Annotated in this window: 12 protein-coding genes and 4 pseudogenes; 3 read left to right on the forward strand and 13 right to left on the reverse strand. The window is 67.1% G+C overall.

The annotated features are described in order from the left end of the window. Positions 1-3: 3 nt before the first annotated feature. Both IF20_RS30705 and IF20_RS38305 read right to left on the reverse strand, forming a co-directional pair. A complete protein-coding gene (locus IF20_RS30705; protein ID WP_052868663.1) occupies positions 4-747 on the reverse strand; it encodes an ATP-binding cassette domain-containing protein in 744 nt (247 codons plus the stop codon). Between the two features lie 481 nt (positions 748-1,228). Further along, a pseudogene (locus IF20_RS38305) lies at positions 1,229-1,794 on the reverse strand (integrase core domain-containing protein); the annotation flags it as partial. Positions 1,795-1,999: 205 nt separating this feature from the next. Between IF20_RS38305 and IF20_RS40165 the strand changes: the two are divergent. Then, positions 2,000-2,665, forward strand: a pseudogene (locus tag IF20_RS40165) (IS701 family transposase); the annotation flags it as partial. 36 nt (positions 2,666-2,701) lie between these two features. Here the strand turns inward: IF20_RS40165 and IF20_RS30725 are convergent. Continuing rightward, entirely contained in the window at positions 2,702-3,004 is a 303-nt protein-coding gene (locus IF20_RS30725) for a hypothetical protein (protein ID WP_052868705.1), read from the reverse strand. A 578-nt stretch (positions 3,005-3,582) separates the two neighbouring features. Here IF20_RS30725 and IF20_RS30730 point away from each other — a divergent pair. Beyond that, positions 3,583-3,924, forward strand: a complete 342-nt coding sequence (locus IF20_RS30730; RefSeq protein ID WP_052868667.1) for a hypothetical protein — start codon at positions 3,583-3,585, stop codon at positions 3,922-3,924. A 636-nt stretch (positions 3,925-4,560) separates the two neighbouring features. Here the strand turns inward: IF20_RS30730 and IF20_RS30735 are convergent. Then, entirely contained in the window at positions 4,561-5,358 is a 798-nt protein-coding gene (locus IF20_RS30735; RefSeq protein WP_052868668.1) for a bestrophin-like domain, read from the reverse strand. A 220-nt stretch (positions 5,359-5,578) separates the two neighbouring features. Here IF20_RS30735 and IF20_RS30740 point away from each other — a divergent pair, with 220 nt between their 5' ends. Further along, complete coding sequence (locus tag IF20_RS30740) at positions 5,579-5,800, forward strand: hypothetical protein (RefSeq protein WP_052868669.1); 222 nt, start codon at positions 5,579-5,581, stop codon at positions 5,798-5,800. 453 nt (positions 5,801-6,253) lie between these two features. On the opposite strand, the gene IF20_RS39405 is transcribed toward IF20_RS30740, so the two are convergent. The 9 genes and pseudogenes from IF20_RS39405 to IF20_RS30770 form a co-directional block, all read right to left on the reverse strand. Beyond that, positions 6,254-6,514, reverse strand: coding sequence for a hypothetical protein (locus IF20_RS39405; protein WP_199896810.1), 261 nt, complete (start codon positions 6,512-6,514; stop codon positions 6,254-6,256). Positions 6,515-7,385: 871 nt separating this feature from the next. Then, the gene (locus IF20_RS38315) at positions 7,386-7,688 is read right to left on the reverse strand and encodes a response regulator transcription factor (RefSeq protein ID WP_199896811.1); all 303 of its coding nucleotides are present in this window, start codon (positions 7,686-7,688) and stop codon (positions 7,386-7,388) included. A gap of 924 nt (positions 7,689-8,612) precedes the next feature. Beyond that, the gene (locus tag IF20_RS30750; RefSeq protein ID WP_052868671.1) at positions 8,613-9,089 is read right to left on the reverse strand and encodes a hypothetical protein; all 477 of its coding nucleotides are present in this window, start codon (positions 9,087-9,089) and stop codon (positions 8,613-8,615) included. Positions 9,090-9,829: 740 nt separating this feature from the next. Next, positions 9,830-10,591, reverse strand: a complete 762-nt coding sequence (locus IF20_RS30755; protein WP_052868706.1) for a MerR family transcriptional regulator — start codon at positions 10,589-10,591, stop codon at positions 9,830-9,832. A gap of 160 nt (positions 10,592-10,751) precedes the next feature. Next, positions 10,752-11,725 (reverse strand): annotated as a pseudogene (locus IF20_RS38325) (family 4 glycosyl hydrolase); the annotation flags it as partial. Between the two features lie 11 nt (positions 11,726-11,736). Further along, positions 11,737-11,853: pseudogene (locus tag IF20_RS40975) on the reverse strand (carbohydrate kinase family protein); the annotation flags it as partial. A gap of 48 nt (positions 11,854-11,901) precedes the next feature. Further along, on the reverse strand, positions 11,902-12,642 hold the full coding sequence (locus IF20_RS30760; protein ID WP_110944698.1) for an endo alpha-1,4 polygalactosaminidase: 741 nt from the start codon (positions 12,640-12,642) through the stop codon (positions 11,902-11,904). 546 nt (positions 12,643-13,188) lie between these two features. Next, the gene (locus IF20_RS30765) at positions 13,189-13,983 is read right to left on the reverse strand and encodes a 2OG-Fe dioxygenase family protein (protein WP_110944688.1); all 795 of its coding nucleotides are present in this window, start codon (positions 13,981-13,983) and stop codon (positions 13,189-13,191) included. 2,666 nt (positions 13,984-16,649) lie between these two features. Next, complete coding sequence (locus IF20_RS30770; RefSeq protein ID WP_052868673.1) at positions 16,650-17,270, reverse strand: LysE family translocator; 621 nt, start codon at positions 17,268-17,270, stop codon at positions 16,650-16,652. Positions 17,271-17,330 lie beyond the last annotated feature (60 nt).

Genomic DNA, 17,330 nt, shown 5'->3' on the forward strand with positions numbered 1-17,330 from the left:
ACGTCAGACCTCCTGTTCGATCAGCTGGGTGTAGGCGCCTTCGGCTCGGCGGGCTTCGGGCAGGCCGGGGTGGGCCAGGGCCAGGAAGCCGGCGGTGTCGCCCTGGAAACGGACCGTGCCGCGGTCCAGGACCACCACGTGGTCGTAGACGGCGTCGAGGTCCTCGGTCTGGTGGGTGGAGACCACCAGGTGAACGTCGGTCAGGAGATCATCGACCACCTGGCGGAAGACCTTGCGCTGCGAGGGGTCCAACCCTGCGGTGGGTTCGTCCAGCAGGACGAGTTCGCTGTGGTGGACGAGTGTGCCGGCGATACCCATGCGGCGTAGCTGGCCGCCGGAGAGTTGGTGGCTCTTGCGGTCGGCGAGGCTGCCGAGCCTGACGCGCTCCAGGGCGGGGGCGGAGCGGTCCCAGGCTTCGCGGCGGGCCATGCCCTTCAGCCAGCCGAGGTAGGCGACGTTCTCCCGGACCGTCAGCCCGGGCATGGGCTTGATGTGTTGCGGTAACCAGCCGACGGCTGCGCGGTAGGCGGCGCGGTGGCGGGCGGTGTCCGGCTCGCGTCCGCGCCAGGCGACGGATCCGCGGGTGGGAGAGTGCCAGGAGGCGGCGATGCCCATCAGCGTCGACTTGCCCGCGCCGTTGGGCCCCAGCAGGACGGTGGCTCTGTGGTTGATGGTCAGGCTGAGCCTGTCGAGGACCGGCACCTTCCGGCCGTACTGGAAGGAGCATCGGGTGAACTGCAGAGACATCTCGTCCTTGCTGGTCGTGGGGGATGGCAAGGCCGGGTGGGGAGTCCCCGCCCGGCAGTGTTCGTCACTGGCGGTGTGTTACCACTTGATCGTCACGGTCTTGGCGTTGAGGTGGAGCGTCCCCGTCTCCGACCTACCGTTGGTCCTGTTCAGGACGAAGTAGTAGTCGTCGCCCTTGAGGTGACCCCAGGAAAGAGTCTCGCTGCAGGCGTTGCTCTTCCTTTCGTGGCTCTTGTCGGGTCCGAGGGTGTCCGTCCATACAGAGATCGCTGCGGTCGTCTTGGTTCCCGGCGAGCAGGAAATCGAGCAGCCGGTGAATCTGACGGTGGTGTTGGCTTTGTCTCGGTTGGCTTCGTGCCAGCGGCTGGACTCAGCTTGTTTTCATCCTCGGGCATCACGGAAAGTTACGGTCTCGCTTCGACTCAAGGGCGGTCGACTGCTCACGTCGGCCGGAGTCCAGGTTGTTGCTATGAGCCTTGGTCTAGAGGTAAGAGGCCAGGACGTTGCTGACGCCTCCCGGAACCGCGACACAGGAGGTTCTCCGGCGGCAGCGCTGTGCGGTCGGTGATAGTTGTAGTGGATGTTCCAGACACGGAGTGCTTCTCCGCGTTGGTCTTCTGAGGTCCATGTGCGGGCGTAGAGAAACTCCTCGGAGATGATCCGTTTGTAACGCTCTGCCTTTCCGTTGTGTCGCGGTGTGTGTAGGGCGTGATCCGCTGATGCCGCGATACTCGAGAAGCGCCCTCGCGAACGCGTCCGCGCGATAGCGAGCACCCTTGTCCGTAACGATCCGCTCGATGCGGGTGACGCGGTGGGCGGCGAACCACGCGCGTGTGCGGTGCATGAATGCGATTGCCGTCATGCCTTCTCATCTGCAAGGGCCTCTGTGTACGCAAGACGGGAGCAGCCGTCGATCGCCGAGTGGAGATAGACGTACCTGGTCCGTGTGCCGCGCTTCTTCGTGCGAGCGACGCGGCTTCGTGCGAGCGACGCGGCCGGACGATCTTCGTGCATACCGAAGTCCGTGATGTTGACGAGCCACCGGCCGCACTCAACATCCAGAGGCAATTCGTCCTGCACAGCCACTGACGAGCTACTCACCCGAAACGCTGCCCGCACTGAGCACTGTCAATAACCTGCTGGCCAGCAACATCAGGATGTTGAGATCCGCAGCCCTGAGGAACTGGCCGCGTTTGTTCGCGACCTGCACCAGGAGTACTTGAGCCGAGGGCAGGAGTGGGAGAACAGCAACCTGGACGCCGGCACACCCGCACGCTGGGTGGCAGGCGACGAGGTCTATGGTGACAACCCTCACCTCCGCGCCGCGCTGGCAGAGTGTCTGATGGGATACGTGCTGGCCACGCGGATCCCGAAGCGGGCCTGGCAGCGTCTGTCCAAGGGAGGGCGCGAAAGGCGAGCGCTTCCAGGACTGGGCCCAGGTCGACATCAACAGTCCGGCTGACCGTTCCGGTCACTGGTGGCTGCTGGTGCGCCGCAACCGCCGAAGCGGCGAACTCGCCCTGTACCGCTGCTTCTCTCCCCCGGGTCCGCCGTTGCCCGAGCTTGTGCGGGTGGCCGGACGGCGCTGGACCGTGGAGGAGACGTTCAAGGACGGCAAGGGTCTGGCCGGCCTCGACGAGCACCAGGTCCGACGCTGGACGTCCTGGCACCGCTGGTCACCCTCGCCATGCTCGCCCACGCCTTCCTCGCCGTCACGGCAGCTGCCGAACGCCGTGACCACTCCGCGGCCGGCCACCTGATCCCCCTGACCGGTAACAAAACCCGGCGTCTGTTCACCGCGCTGGTCAGCCCCATCCACGATCTCGCGCACCGACTGCGCTGGTCGCAGTGGCGACGCCGGCATCAAGCCCGTGCCCGCGCCTGCCACTACCGACGCCAAGCAGTCGTGCAGGTATGAAGATCGCCCCTTATGCGCGTTTGTGACCGGCGATGGCTACCGGGGAAGGTCATGGCCGATCGCTCGCAAGACATCAGCGAGCCAGACCAGGTGAAACGCCACGGATCGATCGCGGTCGGCAAGCAGATCCCGCAGGTGCTCCAACGACTCGGAAAGCTGCCCGACCGTCAGGCCGCTCGGCTCGTTGGCTGGGTCGTACAGCTCATCCGACGGCACGGACCAGAAGTACTCCTTGTCCAAGGTCACCTCGGTACCCGTAGTGGTTTCAAGATGGTGCAGCAGCACGTCAAACGACTCCCGCAGCTCAGCAAGAGACACACGCAAGGGCTCACCAGTCATGAGCACCATCATCCACCGTCAGGATCAATGTCTACGGCTGGAGTACCAGGAAGTCCGGGAAACGGAGCCGCCATAATTCAATCAGGGTTTCTGAGGCGACGTGAGCTCCTCCGCCGGCTCGCAGGAACCTCGGCTTCCCGTCGATGCCAGGCACCGTCCTGGTGGTTGCTCCGTGCTCCGTGTTCCATGGGCCGTTGAGAACGACAGTCGGAGCAGCCCAAGCTGAGCTGGCCAGCTCGGTGTGGGCTGAAAAGGCCGCAGTGCCCACGTTTCTGTCGGTCACTGCGCCACGTAAGTGGAGAATTCGGGGTCACCGATGTCGTCGAGCCAACCTGACTTCCGCCAGTGAGCAGGGAAAGAGCGCGGTCACTGTTCCGTCTTCCTGTTGGGTTGACGGGTCACCAGTTCACGGCGCACGGGCTTTCCTTGCCCTTCAGGCAGTGCTGGTCGAAAGTTGAAGACCTCGTTCGGAGCGACGCCCGTGATGGAGAACGTGGCGGTACCACGGCGACAGTGACAGTCGCTGCGATTGGCGGCGGGCGCGTGGCGGTGCGACCCGTGCAGGTAAGGACGTCGGCGTGTCGACTGCCGGATTCGCGTCCTACCCCGTGGCCTTCGGCCTGACCGAGGATGCAGCCCACGGCACCGAGCCGGCCGCCTGGGATTGTGGCCCTGGCCGTTCCGGTGCCGCAGGGCTCACCGCCTCGGCTCTCCATCTGCGCGGTCCAGCCGACGCGGCCCTGGACATCGCCCTGACCGACATCCTCGGCGCGGTGCACTCCGCCCCGGCGCCCTGGCTGGGCGAGGGCTCACTGGATCTGCATCTGCACTCTGGAGAGGCCATCGAACTCTGCACACCACGGCACAAGCACCTGGCGGCTGCGCTGGCATCAGCCGGCGTACGCGTGCTGAGGGCCTGACTCGACACACAACTCGACACATCGCGGAGACCGCATCCTGAGCCCGACGGTGACCATCCCGCGCGGGACCCAGCTCCTCATACACATCGGCCGGCACCAGCGCATGGGCCACCCCGAGCCGGCTGCGTTCCTCCGAGAGAGGGGAGCAACGCAGCCGCGCCGAGGGCGGCTTCGTGGGGTTCGGCCGGGGGCGGCGCAAGTGTCCTGCCGAACGCTTCTCCCGGGCAGCGGTAGCGGTGATCGTCCAGGAGCTGCTGAGCTCGTTCGCCGTGCACGCCCCCATCCGCCACACCCGGGCGCTGGAGGGCGGCGACCTGTGCCGTCTGGTACCCCTCGGCTTGCCCGAACCGCCGAAATGGGTTCAAGAAGATGCTCGTGCGCGCACGCGACCGCGCCGAGCGCCTTGCCTTCGGCACGGCACAAGTGTTCTGCCTGCCTCACCTGACCGCCCGGGCAGTACGGCGCTCGTCATCCAACACTGCCCGCACCGCCCGCGACGACTTCCCCTACCGCCCCTGATTCCGTCGGCACGGCAAGCAACAGCTGCGGCCCCGTTCCCCGGTTCCCCGCGGCCGGGGAACACCGGGAAACAGCTGTCCGTAGGGAGCAAACAGGTGGCAGCCGGTACGCGTCGCGTCAGGTGGCGCGGCGCTTGCCCTGGTTGTCGCAGGGAAGTTCGGCGGTGTGGTGGGCGAGGAAGTCGCGGGTGGCCTGGCGTCCGGCCTCGGTGATCGCGGTCGGTTGGACATCGATGATGCCGCCGAAGGGCCGGTCGACGTCCCTGATGATGCACAGCGTCGTCGTCAGCAGTGCCGTGATGACCACCAGTGTGACGATCTGGCCGCGGTTGTTGCGGCGGGGCACGCAGATCCCGAGGCCCATCACGGTGATGGTCAGCGTGGCGAGCAGGAACCAGAAGATCGGGCCCGGAATGCTCGCGGTCGCCTGGGTCAGCCGTTCCTCGCGTTCGTCGGACCGCTTGCCGTCGGTGGCGACCAGCATCCCGAACACCGGCTCGCCCTCCAGGGGGCGGAAGGCGTGGCGGACGTCCGTGGACCACACACTCGGCGCGGTGGAGCCGTTGCCGTCGGCCATGGCCGGCCACTCCTGCGCGCGAACCGCGCGGGCGTAGCACACGGCATCGGCCTGGATCCGTTCCCGCTGGGCCTTGGGGGCGTACTCGGCGGTCTCGGTGAGCTGGTCCAGCGCCCGGGCCTCCCCGCGGGAGGCCACCTCGGCCTTGCCGTACGAGCCGTTGGCGGTGACCAGGACGAACGCGAGGAGCAGGACAGTGAGCGTCAGCAACGGGCCGACCAGGTCCTTGACGGCCATGCCCGTGTCGTCATCCTCACTCAACAGTCTCGGCCGCAGAAGACGGTTCGCCCCAAGGCCCGCGAGCAGAGCAACGACGGCGACGAGAATGACGAGGAGCACAGGCGCTCACCTTTGAACGACCAGGTAACCCTGGGGTGGGAATGGGAGGCCGATCATCGCGCGGGCCACGATGCGCCGAAACGGAAGAAACGTTCGAGCGCACCGCATGAGGTACCGGCTTTGCGCCGTTCGGACCACCTGATCAGTCAGCCGGCTCACATGCCTTGTCCGCAATGCAAACCTCACCGCCCTCGCGAAGGATCTCTCGCACACCTGAGTCGTGGCCGCCGAGATCGAGGCCGAGCGGCCTATCGCCTCCATCGCCGAATTCCGTGGGGGGGGGGTGAGTTGTTCCAGACTTTCGGCTTGCGAGGGCCTGCGGATCGATGCCCTCAAGGAGTTGAAGTTGCCTTTGGCCGCCCAACAGCCAGCCCTCACCATGTCGATGTCTGCGCTCGCGCCTTTTGCGCGCCTGGTCGTCGGCTGCCTGGTGATGGCGTAATGGCGTACGGAGACGCGGGACGACATGTACCGATGGCTTGTAGAGGCGGACAGCCGCCGTGTCCGGCGTCAGCTCATGAGGAGACGGCTCGGTTGGGGCTCTCGGGTGCATGGGCGGTCAGGCTGGGGCGGATGGTGTCGGCGTCTGAAGCGCCCGGGCCGGAGTAGATCCTTAGGGCGACTTCCCAGCGGTGGCGAGCCTGGGCGAGGTCGACGGCTGTGTGGTGAGTGTCCGCGATGCCCTGGTGAGCGCGGGCCCCTGCAGGCAAACGGCCGGACTGCGGAGGCCCTCGCCCGACACGCCGACGCGCTGGTCCTGGCCGAGCAATCCGGTGACCGGTCCCTGCGTCGCCCCTCTCCAAGGCATGGCCGGCCGACCACGAAGAGCCAGCCTGGCATGAGGCACAAGACCTCGCCGCGGCCGCCGACCGGGATCAGCTGAAGAGCGCGCTGATCACACCGAAGCAGCCCTGGACCGAACGGTGGCACGCCGGGTGACCAGCTGTGCGCGCGTGATGCCTGGGCCGTCGAGCCGGAGGTCTCGGGACGGGTCCTCGGAGAAGGTGATGTGGCTCAGGGCATCCGGCGCGGTGGGCAGTTCTTCGGCGAGGACGCGGGTCGTCTCCGCGGCCAGCCGGTCGCAGCCGGCCCGGTCCACCGGCTGGCGGACCGCACGGCACCAGCTCCGGTGCTCACCGGCTGCGAGGGTGTCCACCCGGCGGCCACGAGGCGGACGCTGAATGCCTCCCACTGCCGCCGCACGGCCCGGCGGTGCGGTGAGAGCAGCGCGGCCAACCGCGCGCCCGCACGGCCGGAGGACGCGGGCCCGATCTCCGCCAGCACGTAGCCCTCGTCCTTGGCCAGGCCCACGTACAGGCCGGCCGGCCGCTCCTCGGTGAGCGTCAACTTGCTGCCCCGCCATGCGCGGGCATCTCCTGCAGGGCGGCGCCCAGGGCGACGGTGAAGGCGGTCCAGGGCGTGCCGGGGACTGGTCCTGGGTCATCATCAGCCCGGCATGGCCCGAGTGGGGCGAGGCTGTCCAGGGCATCGGCAGGCGCGGCGGGCGGAGGTTGGTGTCCTTCATGCTCCGGTTATGTCCGCTGGTATGCCGACGTCGCCGTCGCGTTTTTCCGGAACTGCGCAGATGCTGGCGGCAACGTCGGTCCACACGCGGCTGTTGAAGCCGGGGCCCTCGGACTCACCGGTCCGTCCTACGGATGACCGGCCTTTGCGCGAGACCGGTAGGAGAAGCTGGCCCATTCCGGTCGGCGACGAGGAGGTAGTTCATTCGCCGGGCGCGGTAGGCGGACAGGAGGCGAGGGCCACGCCGTAGCCGCGCAGGGGCCAGGGCAGGGGATGCAGAAGCACGATTTCCTAGACGGTGAGGTCTGGGCCGAGCAACTCCTCCTGGCGTCCGGGCGGCGGTAGTGGCCGGCCGCGTAGCGTTTCGCCAGCTACCGGCTGGTGCTCCAGGACCAATCGGTGCGGCGGTCGGGCACGGTTGCGCCGCCCCGCGCAAGCCCGATGGGGCTCTTGGACGCAGAATCGGCGTTCCGCGTCGATCCGTGTCAGCTCTCCGTGTCAGCTCAGGGAAGCAACCCACGTTCTGCAACAGCCACAAACAATGCGGCATCGTTCACAACCCCTAGCTTGCGCATCACCGATGCCTTCCGCTCCGAGAGCGTTTGCTTCGACACACCAAGGCGGCGTGCTATTTCGCCAATTCCGAGCCCCTGGTTGAGGAGCTTGAGCAGTTCCCACTCCTTGGCTGTCAAAGTCTCAGTGCCTGAAGGTACAGATTCCTCGGGTGTAGCCACCTTCGGTCCTTCCAGGAAGAGCAGTGCGTGCCCGAATCGAGCCGCCATTGCCGCTTCAGGGGATCTTCCCATGATCACTTCGTATCGTGACAGTCGCTCCCCGGCCAAGCGGCGACCCCATGCCGACGCCCCTGCTCCATCGCTCAGCACCCAAGCGTCCCGAGCTGACCACTGGTGGCCGCTGCGAGCCCCGCGGCAGAACGGTGGACGGACAAGCATCGTGGGGGGCGATGAGCCGCTCGATAACGCTCTGGCAAGGGTCGTTGCTATCCGCGGAATTGCGCTAACGCCGGTACGCCGTGGCGCTTTTGGGTCTGGAAGCGGCGGGTGTCGATGCCGTCAGACTCAACGTCGATGGCTGCAAAGCACCCGTCCCGCTCGGCCGCTTTGACCTCCGCTCGGCCGCTTTGACCTCCGCTCGGCCGCTTTGGCCTCCGCCCACGTTGGCTGAGTGCCCAGCGGCAGCCAGGCACTCAGGTGGAAATTATGGATGCCATCACCAGTGCTCGTGGAGACCGATCACGACAAGAATCAGTCGCAGAGCCGACAGCGCAGTACGCGCTACCGCCAAGCGAAACGTGACCCTTTGCGTCCTCTCATCTCCACACAGCCCACGTTTGGTTTCCACGGTTATCCTCCATCGTTTGCCATCGGCGCTCCCCTTGGAGGAAGTGAAGGACCGAGGCAGACGACCAAGGCTGCCGCCCCAGGTCGCCCCGTTGGCGGACATTTCGAAAGTACTGCGAGGGCCAGCCAGTCGGTAGCCACGAACTGAGAAACCTCAGCAGCACCCGAAGCATGCGCCTACGTTCGAACCGTATGGCAACTGGCGAGCACGTTTGTCGGAATCACAACAGAGCTCGCCGAAACAACGTCAGGCAACGGCGCGCGACACGTGAGCTCGGCTTTCACGGGTGCACGGAAATCTAGCTCACCGCAAAGTGACCGACGCGCCCCGCACTGGACACGATCCGGGGCGGGGCGGCTTTCTGCGTTTCAGGCCCGCGAGGCGCCAGCAGGCCACACCACATCGACCGGTACGCCCATGTGTCGGGCGTACGCCACGACGTCCGCCGTGCCGCCGTATCCGCGGGCCGGCAAGCCGTCCCACACTGCCACGAGCCGGTCCACCAGGCCGACGAGGATCTCGCTACCGGCCATGTGCGCCTGTGCCGTCGACTCGCGCATACCGGTGGAGTGCACCTCGACGGCTTGAGCGATCAGCTTGTCGTACGTGGAATGGCGGTTCTCCGGCAGCCCATCGCGGTACTGCTCGGCTGGGATCACCACGTCGATCCGGCCGCCGTGTTCGAGGACGGCCTCGGCGAACCAGGCGTCAGGGCCGTCCGCGATGCACGACACCCCGATCAGATCGACCCCGTCGTGCTGCTGCACCTGCGTGGCGAGCTCGCTGCGGATCAGTCTCTCCACCGGGGCCGACAACCCGCGATGTCCGGTGATTCCCCATCGCACCGCTGCTCTCCTCTCGCGCTACGGGTACACGCCGTACAGGCCTACGGGTACACGCCGTACAGGCCTACGGGTACACGCCGTACAGGCGGTCGTCGAAGTCGCGCACCACGCGCGGCGGGGCCCCGGAGACGTACTTCCGTCGCACCGCGCGGGCTCACTGCACGATTCAGCCGGACTTGTACCGTAGCCCTGCTTCCAGGGTCCGTGTGGTGAGAGTGAAAGCACCGTTCAGCCGTCCCGACGACAGGTGCCAGCGGCCACGTCCAGGAGCAAGCGGCCATGTCCAGGAGCAAGAGCACCCGCTGCTTGTCGTGTCCCGACGACATGACCGTGGTGGCCGAGGCGTGAGCGGCAGATATCCAGCGCGGCAGGCCGAGGCGGGCGCCACAGGGCACCCGCGTGGCGGCAACAACCTTGGCTTCGGTGAAGGAGAACACCCACGGTCGTGGGGGCGTTTCCTCCGCCGCGATGTGCTTGGTGAGTCGTTGCTGCTGCCGTGAGTGCGGCGTCCGTCGCCTCCCCATCACCCGCCGCCGCGTGTGCCAGCGCCTCGACACCGGACAACCAGACGTCGGCGATGGCCGGCATGCATGCGTTCGCCGAGCGTCTTCCGGGCCGACCGCGCGAGGTCGAGACCCTGCCGCGCGTTGCCCGCGCGTGCCTCGAACTGCGCCAGACTGCCCAGCTGGTAGGCCGGCACGCCGCCGGGGTCTGCAGCCCCCGGCAGTGTCAGCCGTCGGTCAGCTCAGTCGTGCGTCGGCGTAGACGGCCATCGCGTCGCGCTGGTAGGTGGCCAGCCCGTCGGCGATCCGGTCGAAGTTCGTACGGAACTCAGGGTCGTCCACGTACGTCTGGCCCAGTCCCTTGTACGCGGCCGCGCACGGGGTCCAGAACCGGCAGACGCCCTGGTAGTGGGCGTCCACCTCGGCCTGCGCCGCGGGGTCGGCGACGGGGGTGCCGGCCACCATGAGCTCCGCCATGCGGATCATCTGCGCCGTCACCTCACGCTGCCACTGCTCCATCTCCTCGGCGGTCATCCCCGCGATGGCTCGCTGGGACTGCTCCCACTGCTTCGGCCACCGCTCGCGTGCCTCCGCCTCGTGGCGGCCGGGCTCGAATCCCTCGAACAGGTTCTCCGGCCTGTCGATCTTTGCCATGTCGCTGTTGCCCTTACCTTCCTCCAGTTCGGCGATGGTGCGGCCGACCGTGCGGGCGAGCGTCTCCAGCCGGTCGCGTTCGGCGAGCAGTCGTCGGTGGTGCTCGCGGAGCGCGGCCAGTTGATCCACCTGACTGTCCAGGACCGCCTGGATCTCGCGTAACCCCAGGTCCAGCTCCCGCAACAGCAGGATCTGCTGCAGCCGCAGCAGCTCGGCCTCCTCGTAGTAGCGGTGCCCGTTGCTCCCGATCCACGCCGGCGGCAGCAGGCCGATCTCGTCGTAATGCCGCAGTGTCCGGGACGTCACCCCGGACATCCGGGCCACATCCGCGATCGACCAGGCCATTGCTCCGCCTCCCATCACCGGGCCGGTCTCTCCGGCCACACCGAAGACGGTAGAAGTTGACGCAGCGGAAACCGCAAGTCGCAACCTGCACCGGGTTGCGGAACCACGGGCCGCCCGCCCGCACAGCCCACCCCGCCACTCCTGCCGGCCGGCCGGTCGCGACGAGGCAGGGCACCTCCACCACGCGGGTGTGCGGGAGGTTGTCGATGAGGCCGTGGTTGGGCAGGTTGCCGTAGACGGTGCGGGGCGTGCGGTGACGATGCTGTGGATGATCTGCGGGGCGTATTCCATGGTGCCGTCGATGGTCAGTGGCTCGCCGGCGGCCAGTGCGTCGCGGGTGCTCTCGTACGCGGCGACGTTCTCCTCGACGATGTCGAGGTAGGCACCCACCGGCAGGCGCAAATCGTCATCCGCTATGAGTTCACTCTCGATGAGGTCGTCGAGGCGCGCGTACAGGTCGGTATCGCCGTGTCGCAGTTCCAGGATCCATGCCTGATGGTTGACGTCCGCGGCCCGGTGGGTGACCTCCGGAAAGGGGACCCTCAGGAGGTCGGAGAGGTCGCGGATGGTCCAGTACACCGAGTGGCACAGGCCCGCCACCTTGGTCAGGCCGGTGACCTCGGTCAGGCCGGTGACCTCGGTCAGGCCGGTGACCTCGGTCAGGTACTGGACGTTCATCGCTATGGGGTTGGTGTAGTTCAGTAGCCACGCGTCGGGACACGGTTCGGCGATGTCTGCGCCGAGCTCCCGCAGGTGCGGGAAGGTCCGCAGTGCGCGGAAGATTCCTCCGATGCCGAGGGTGTCGCCGATCGTCTGGCGCAGGCCGTAGCGTGCGGGCATTTCGAAGTCGGTGCGGGTGGCTTCGACCATGCCGATCTGGACGATGTTGATGACGAAGTCAGCGCCGGTCAGCGCCGCGCGGCGGTCCAGGTGGGCAGTGATCTGCGCGCCCGCGCCCAGACGGTCGGCGATGTGGTGTGCGGCGGCCTCGGCGGTGTGCAGCCGTTCGGGGTCGATGTCTTGCAGCGCGATGTGTGCGTCTTGGAGTTCGGCGAAGGCGAAGAGGTCTGCGAGCAGGCCCTGGGTGAAGACGACACTGCTGGCGCCGATGAAGACGATCTTGGGGCGAGACATGACGCGGTCTTTCCGTTGCGGGTGACACGGGCGAGGGCTTCGTCCCACGTGGGTTGGGCTGAGATGCCACCGTGTGCCCGGGTGGACAGGGCACCGCAGGCGGCGGCGAACTGCAGAGAGTCCTCCAGCAGGTCTCGCGTAGGTAGCCCCTCAGCAGGTCTCGCGTAGGTAGCCCCTCAGCAGGTCTCGCGTAGGTAGCCCTTGCTGCCCGCGGGAGAGACGTCCAGGTCACGACGCACAATGCTCAGCTCGTCGCCCCAGCCCTCGCAGGCCTTCGACAGGCCCTCGGCCGCGTACTCGATCACGATGACGTGATCACCGAAGGCCGAGCTGTGCTGATCGCACTCGTCCCACCTGCCGCACTCCTCGGCGATGGCGAAGTCGAGCCCGTTGGCGACCCGGTTCCCGGACAGCTCCGAGGTGTTCTTCTGCGCGATCGCCAAGCCCTTGTCGTGGGCGTGGGCAGAAAGCAGCTTGGTGAAGGACTTCGCCTGGGCCTTGGTCAGCAGCTTGTCGGAGCTGCTGAAGCTGTCGAGGTTGTCGGGCTCCACCGCGTCGAAGCCCTTGCTCGCACACTCGTCGATCCAGGTGCCCACCTTCGCGGCGACGCGCTGCCGCTTGTCCGCGGTGCGCACGTCGAGCAGGGCCTCGCCCCAGCCGTCGTCGTAGACGATGTCGCCGTTCGCATCGCGCAGCAGCAGATCGGCGTCCCAGTCCTTCTCCGCGCCAGGCTGAGCCTGGAAGGCGTTGACGTAGCAGATGTTGTACTTGCCCGCGGCCGGCGAATCGTTGTGGTCCCGGCTCACCACGGCCACACCGGCCGGCGGTGTGTAGGCGCCGCCGATCTGGTGGTCGAACCCGGCGTGCGCGCGAGGAAGGGTAACGTCGCTCGGTCCGGCCGAAGCGATGGCCGGCATGAGGAAGCAGGCCGCGAGGGCCGCCACCCCGGCCGCGACAAGACTCAAGTGCCCACGGTGACGGTGACGGTGACGGTGACCAACGGAGTTCAGGCTCAGCAGGCGAGCTCCACACGGTGGGGGCACGTCCCCGCCTCGGACACAGACAGTGATCCTGGCGACTCAGTCCGGGCTCATGGCGCAACGCCAACTACCGGCTAGGCGTACCTCTGCGTCGCCCGGTGAGCGACGTGACACGGAGTAAATTGAGCACACCCTGCCATGACAAGAGCATGAAGTTGCGCGATATTAGACGGAGTCAGCGGTGTCAGCGGAGTCACGCATCACGCAACTCAACGTCGCGGACTCCGTTTCGCCACGCGCAGACCGGGACGCCCCCGGAGGCCACGAGTCCACCAATCCACCAGGTCACCGCGTTCACCAGGTCACCGCCGAGGGTGAGAGGCCCGTTCCCACCGTGCCGCGCCGGGGCCAAGTTTCGCCTGCTGGTGGGCAGCCCAGGCCGGCCCGAGGTCCCGGACGGGGACGGGGACAGGGACGACGCGCTCAGCAGGGCGTGAGGGTGGTGACCAGAACGTCTCGGCGCGCGGGTCGGGTGGCGTCCAGCGGGCGGATCGGGGAGACGCCGTGCAAGGTCGCACGGTCGTCCCCCACAAGGAGGGTGCCGGGCTCACTGAGCGTCGTGGTCATCAGTTCCGCGCCGTCCCGGTCGTACACCGTGCTCTCGCCTCCGGTGGCGTTGTCCCGGCCGATCAACAGCGAGGTCACCAGCGTGACCCCGTCGCGGTGTCGTCCCTCGGGGGTGGGCTGTCCATGGCTGCCGTCGTGGGCCAGGACCCGGAAGGGGTGCACCTTGGCACTCCACTCCTGCGCATCTTCCAGGCTTGCCGCGAGCCGACCGAGCATACGGAGCAACGACGCCAGCAAAGGTTCGGCCTCGAAGGCGTCGGTCAGTGGCTCGAAGTGACGGTTCACGTCCACATACAGGGGATTGCTCTTCTCCGGCTGCACGAAGGCGTCATGGGGCAGCGCGCTGATCTCGCCTGTCCGGGTCAGGGAGAAGTGCCCATAGCGCCGCAGACGTCGTGTGCCCCGCTCAGCCGCGTACGCGTCCGATGCCAGTTCTTCCCAGTGCGCGGCGAACCGCTCCCACTCCTGACCGTCCGTTGCCAGGCACTGCCAGACGTCGACCGGTGGCATGACGTGCGAGCCCACCGCCAGCAGAGCTCGGCACGCCTGCTCGTAGGGGCGGCGAACTCGGCCCTCCGCCGTTCGGGTGATCTCGTGCTCTCCGCCCACGTCACGCAGGCCTGACTGCACGGCGCTGTCTCCGTCTTCCATAGCCCCATGCTCCGCTCCGGTAGGAAACCCCGCATCCGCGGAATGTCGGAGCGCTCGGGCGCTGCGCAGCGGCGGCCACAGCGCACCCACCTCAGGCTGGTGCCCAGCCTGGTGCCCAGCCTGGTGCCCCTCCCTGTGCACCACAGCCGCGCGGCCTACCGAGTATCCACCGGTTCTGGCTATCGGCTACCGCTGGAAAGGGCCGTACGGGTGGCTTTGCAGCACTCGTTCGATCAGGGGTAGCGGCCGTGGGTCCGCCCCCACCCAGTACGCGGCCCGCACCGGATCCGTGAGGCCATCAGGTGCTCTCAGGCCGAGGCTGTGACTGGCGGTTGAGACGTACGGTTGGGACGTGCGGTTGGAATGGCACCGGCGGCGCGGCCACTGAGGTCCGACCGGGTGCACTTCTCCCGAACGCGAATCGAGACGCGCCGAGCTCGCCGCCGCCCAGTTCACCCACCTCGCCGAGCTCGGGCCGATCCGGGCGTAGCCGGAGTCTTCTGTCGGCACCACGCCTGAGCTGTCTCTCTGCCGCTCTGTCTCTCTATTGGCTCTATCGCTCTGCCGCTCAACGGGGCAGCTGGACCATCGGGAACGGCAGCGATCCGAGGTTGCTCGACGACGTCGTAGGAGCCTCATGGTCATGCTCAGGATGATCTTCATGGTCAGCCTCGTGGCCTGGTGGCGACGCAGATGTTGTACCGCCATGCCTCCTGATGCCGGTCCGCGTACCCGAAGCGTGAACCCAACGCCCGGTAGTAGGGCATGCCGTGTTGCTGGTAGTGCGTAACGGTCGTTCGGGTCATCGCTCAGGCCCCCAGCCAGTCGACCCCCGACGCTAGGGATGGAGGAAGGTGGCCGTCCTCCACGCGAAGGGGGCAGGCACCCGGACGAGGGAAAGTGTTCCCGTCTTCGAGCGAACCGCCGATCGGCTCCGCGCTTTCCTTCCCGCCCGGCATCTGATGGGCAGCAGCAGACGCCGCCGGTGGGTCCTGCACCACCTCAGACTGCCACGGGCACGGTTTGACAGCGCCAGACCGGCTCGCGCTCACGCTCGTCCGGTCCTCCGGCCTCACCCGGTTCGCCGGGCGCGCAGGCCTCCGCGATGTCACTCGGATGAGAGCACTACAAACGTCATCGGGTGGTGGCGTGCTGCCGTGATCGTGTCCCAGCGTGAACCAGCCATGGTCGTGTCAGTCGTTGTAGCTGCACCTTGGCTGTGGCTGCGTCTTGGCTGTGGCTACATCTTGGCGGTGTCGGACGTGTGCGGCGGGTGTGGGTCGGTGCCGGCCTGCTGCTAGGGCGGAGGTGCAATCACGTTGCAGCATCGAGTGAGTTGGATCCCGCAGTTCCGTGGCGCCGAGTCCGTATGAGTGCCGAGACCATGGTCGCGCCCACCACCACTGCCGTGGCATGTAAAACGGCCGCAGCCGTGAGGTTCTCGGGCAGCGACGCGTCGCTGAGATGTGCCATCGCCACGTATGACGTGAGTGGCAGCTTCCGACCGCCCCACGCAAAGAGTGAGCCCGTCCCCAGCCAGCCGAGCGTCACAGGCACCCAGCGGGGCAGGCGGGCGGGCGCACCACGGATGAGCGACCACGTGGCAGTCGAAGCGGTGAGGGCCCACAGGCCGCATACGCCATTGAGCAAGCGCCAGCTGACGTCCCGGTCGGCCGGGTGTGCGACCCCGATGGAGCCGCCGATCGCCCAGTAGAGCCAGAGCCTGCCGATGACCGAGCCGACACTCGCTGCCCACAGGGCGACGGGCGGGCGACGACCGTCGCTGTCGTACGCTTTCCGGTCCTCGCCCCCCGCTAGCGCCGCCGGACATAGGCCGGCAAGGCAACCGCAGAACCAGCCTCATCCCGACGAAGCTGATCTGGATCAGTGCAGCTCCCCAACCCGGCATCGTCGAACTGTCGTTGCCACTGGGCTGTTCACCGCCCGACCCGTCCAGCAGCGAGTTCGAGGCGACATAGGGAAGCATGGCGACGAGGAATCCCGAGCCCACCCAGGCCCAGGCGATGAACGCCACCAGCGGCCCTGGTATCCGCATCCCCCAGGGTCGTACCAGAGCAAGAGCCATGAGGACGCCGATACCTGCCATGCCGATCGTCGCGGTATTCAACACCACCCATCCGGGCAGCCCAAATCCGTCACCGATCGGCAGCAGCCCCACGCATGCGCCGACCACCCACGAGATTTTGATCAAGATGTAGGGCGTCATCACCAACGCAGCTCCGTACGCGGCCAATCGGCCCGCCCGGTCCAACTCGTCCAACTGGTCCAACTGGTCCAACTGGTCCAACTGGTGCCACCGATCCTGCCGACCCCACCGGCCCATCAAGATTCCTCCACCTCACTGTGAGGAACCCACTTTCATCGGCCACATCGCCCCACCGCGTCGTTCCCGAACCGTATACGCGTCCGCCGCAAGGCTGAGACGAGCTGTGTCACGAGCGACAGCCTGCCCCAAGACGTCGGTCGCCAGCAGTAGGGCGATGGCGACGGTGGTGTGGCGGGAGGGGACGGAGAAGCCGGTCTTGGTGACGGTAACGACGGCGGTGGGCGGCGATGGGCAGCGGTGGGCGGGTGCGATCGGCGACGTCCTTGACCAGGGGGCGGCGTGAGGGAGAGGAGGCCGCGCGCCCGGTGACGATCAGCGGTCATCCGCGGCTGGCAAAGGCCAACTGGGCGCCGAGGCCCACGAAAGCCACGGCAAAGGTACGGCGCATCCAGGCCAGCACCTTCGGCTGGGTGATGATGCGGTCCCGCACGCCTGCCGCGAAGGCTCCGTAGATCACGAACACGACGAACGTCATGATCATGAAAACGGCCGAGAGGCCGAGCATCTGAGGAAGCGTGTTGGCGCTGGTGGTCGGGACGAACTGGGGAAGGAAAGCCAGGAAGAACATCGACAGCTTCGGATTGAGGAAGTTGATCAGAATAGCGTTGCCGGTCACGCCGGCCGCTGACCTTTCCTTCTGCTCACCCGCGGTGTCGATCTTCATCGCGCCCTTTTCCCGCAGGGTCTGCCAGGCGAGATAGAGCAGATAGGCGACGCCGGCCCACTTGAAGCTTTCGAAAAGCACCGCGCTGGTGTGCAGGATGGCGGCAAGGCCGGCGATCGCCGCCGCCAAGTGCGGAACGATGCCGAGCGTGCAGCCGAAAGCTGCCACAACCGACATGCGCAGTCCGCGGGTCAGACCGGTGGCCACGGTGTAGACGGCTCCGGTTCCGGGTGAAACCACGATGATGAAGGCCGTGATCAGAAACTCAACACTCATTACTGGGCGCCCCCTTGATGATGTTGTCGAACGACATTACTGTGCCAGGAGCGCCCGCGT

The sequence above is a fragment of the Streptomyces niger genome (assembly GCF_000718305.1).
Lineage (GTDB): Bacteria > Actinomycetota > Actinomycetes > Streptomycetales > Streptomycetaceae > Streptomyces > Streptomyces niger.

Bases quoted from the DNA above. Each gene is read 5' to 3' on its own strand.
- IF20_RS30705 (WP_052868663.1), bottom strand. From the start codon at position 747: ATGTCTCTGCAGTTCACCCGATGCTCCTTCCAGTACGGCCGGAAGGTG.
- IF20_RS30725 (WP_052868705.1), bottom strand. From the start codon at position 3,004: ATGACTGGTGAGCCCTTGCGTGTGTCTCTTGCTGAGCTGCGGGAGTCG.
- IF20_RS38315 (WP_199896811.1), bottom strand. From the start codon at position 7,688: ATGGGAAGATCCCCTGAAGCGGCAATGGCGGCTCGATTCGGGCACGCA.
- IF20_RS30755 (WP_052868706.1), bottom strand. From the start codon at position 10,591: ATGGCCTGGTCGATCGCGGATGTGGCCCGGATGTCCGGGGTGACGTCC.
- IF20_RS30760 (WP_110944698.1), bottom strand. From the start codon at position 12,642: ATGCCGGCCATCGCTTCGGCCGGACCGAGCGACGTTACCCTTCCTCGC.
- IF20_RS30765 (WP_110944688.1), bottom strand. From the start codon at position 13,983: ATGGAAGACGGAGACAGCGCCGTGCAGTCAGGCCTGCGTGACGTGGGC.
- IF20_RS30770 (WP_052868673.1), bottom strand. From the start codon at position 17,270: ATGAGTGTTGAGTTTCTGATCACGGCCTTCATCATCGTGGTTTCACCC.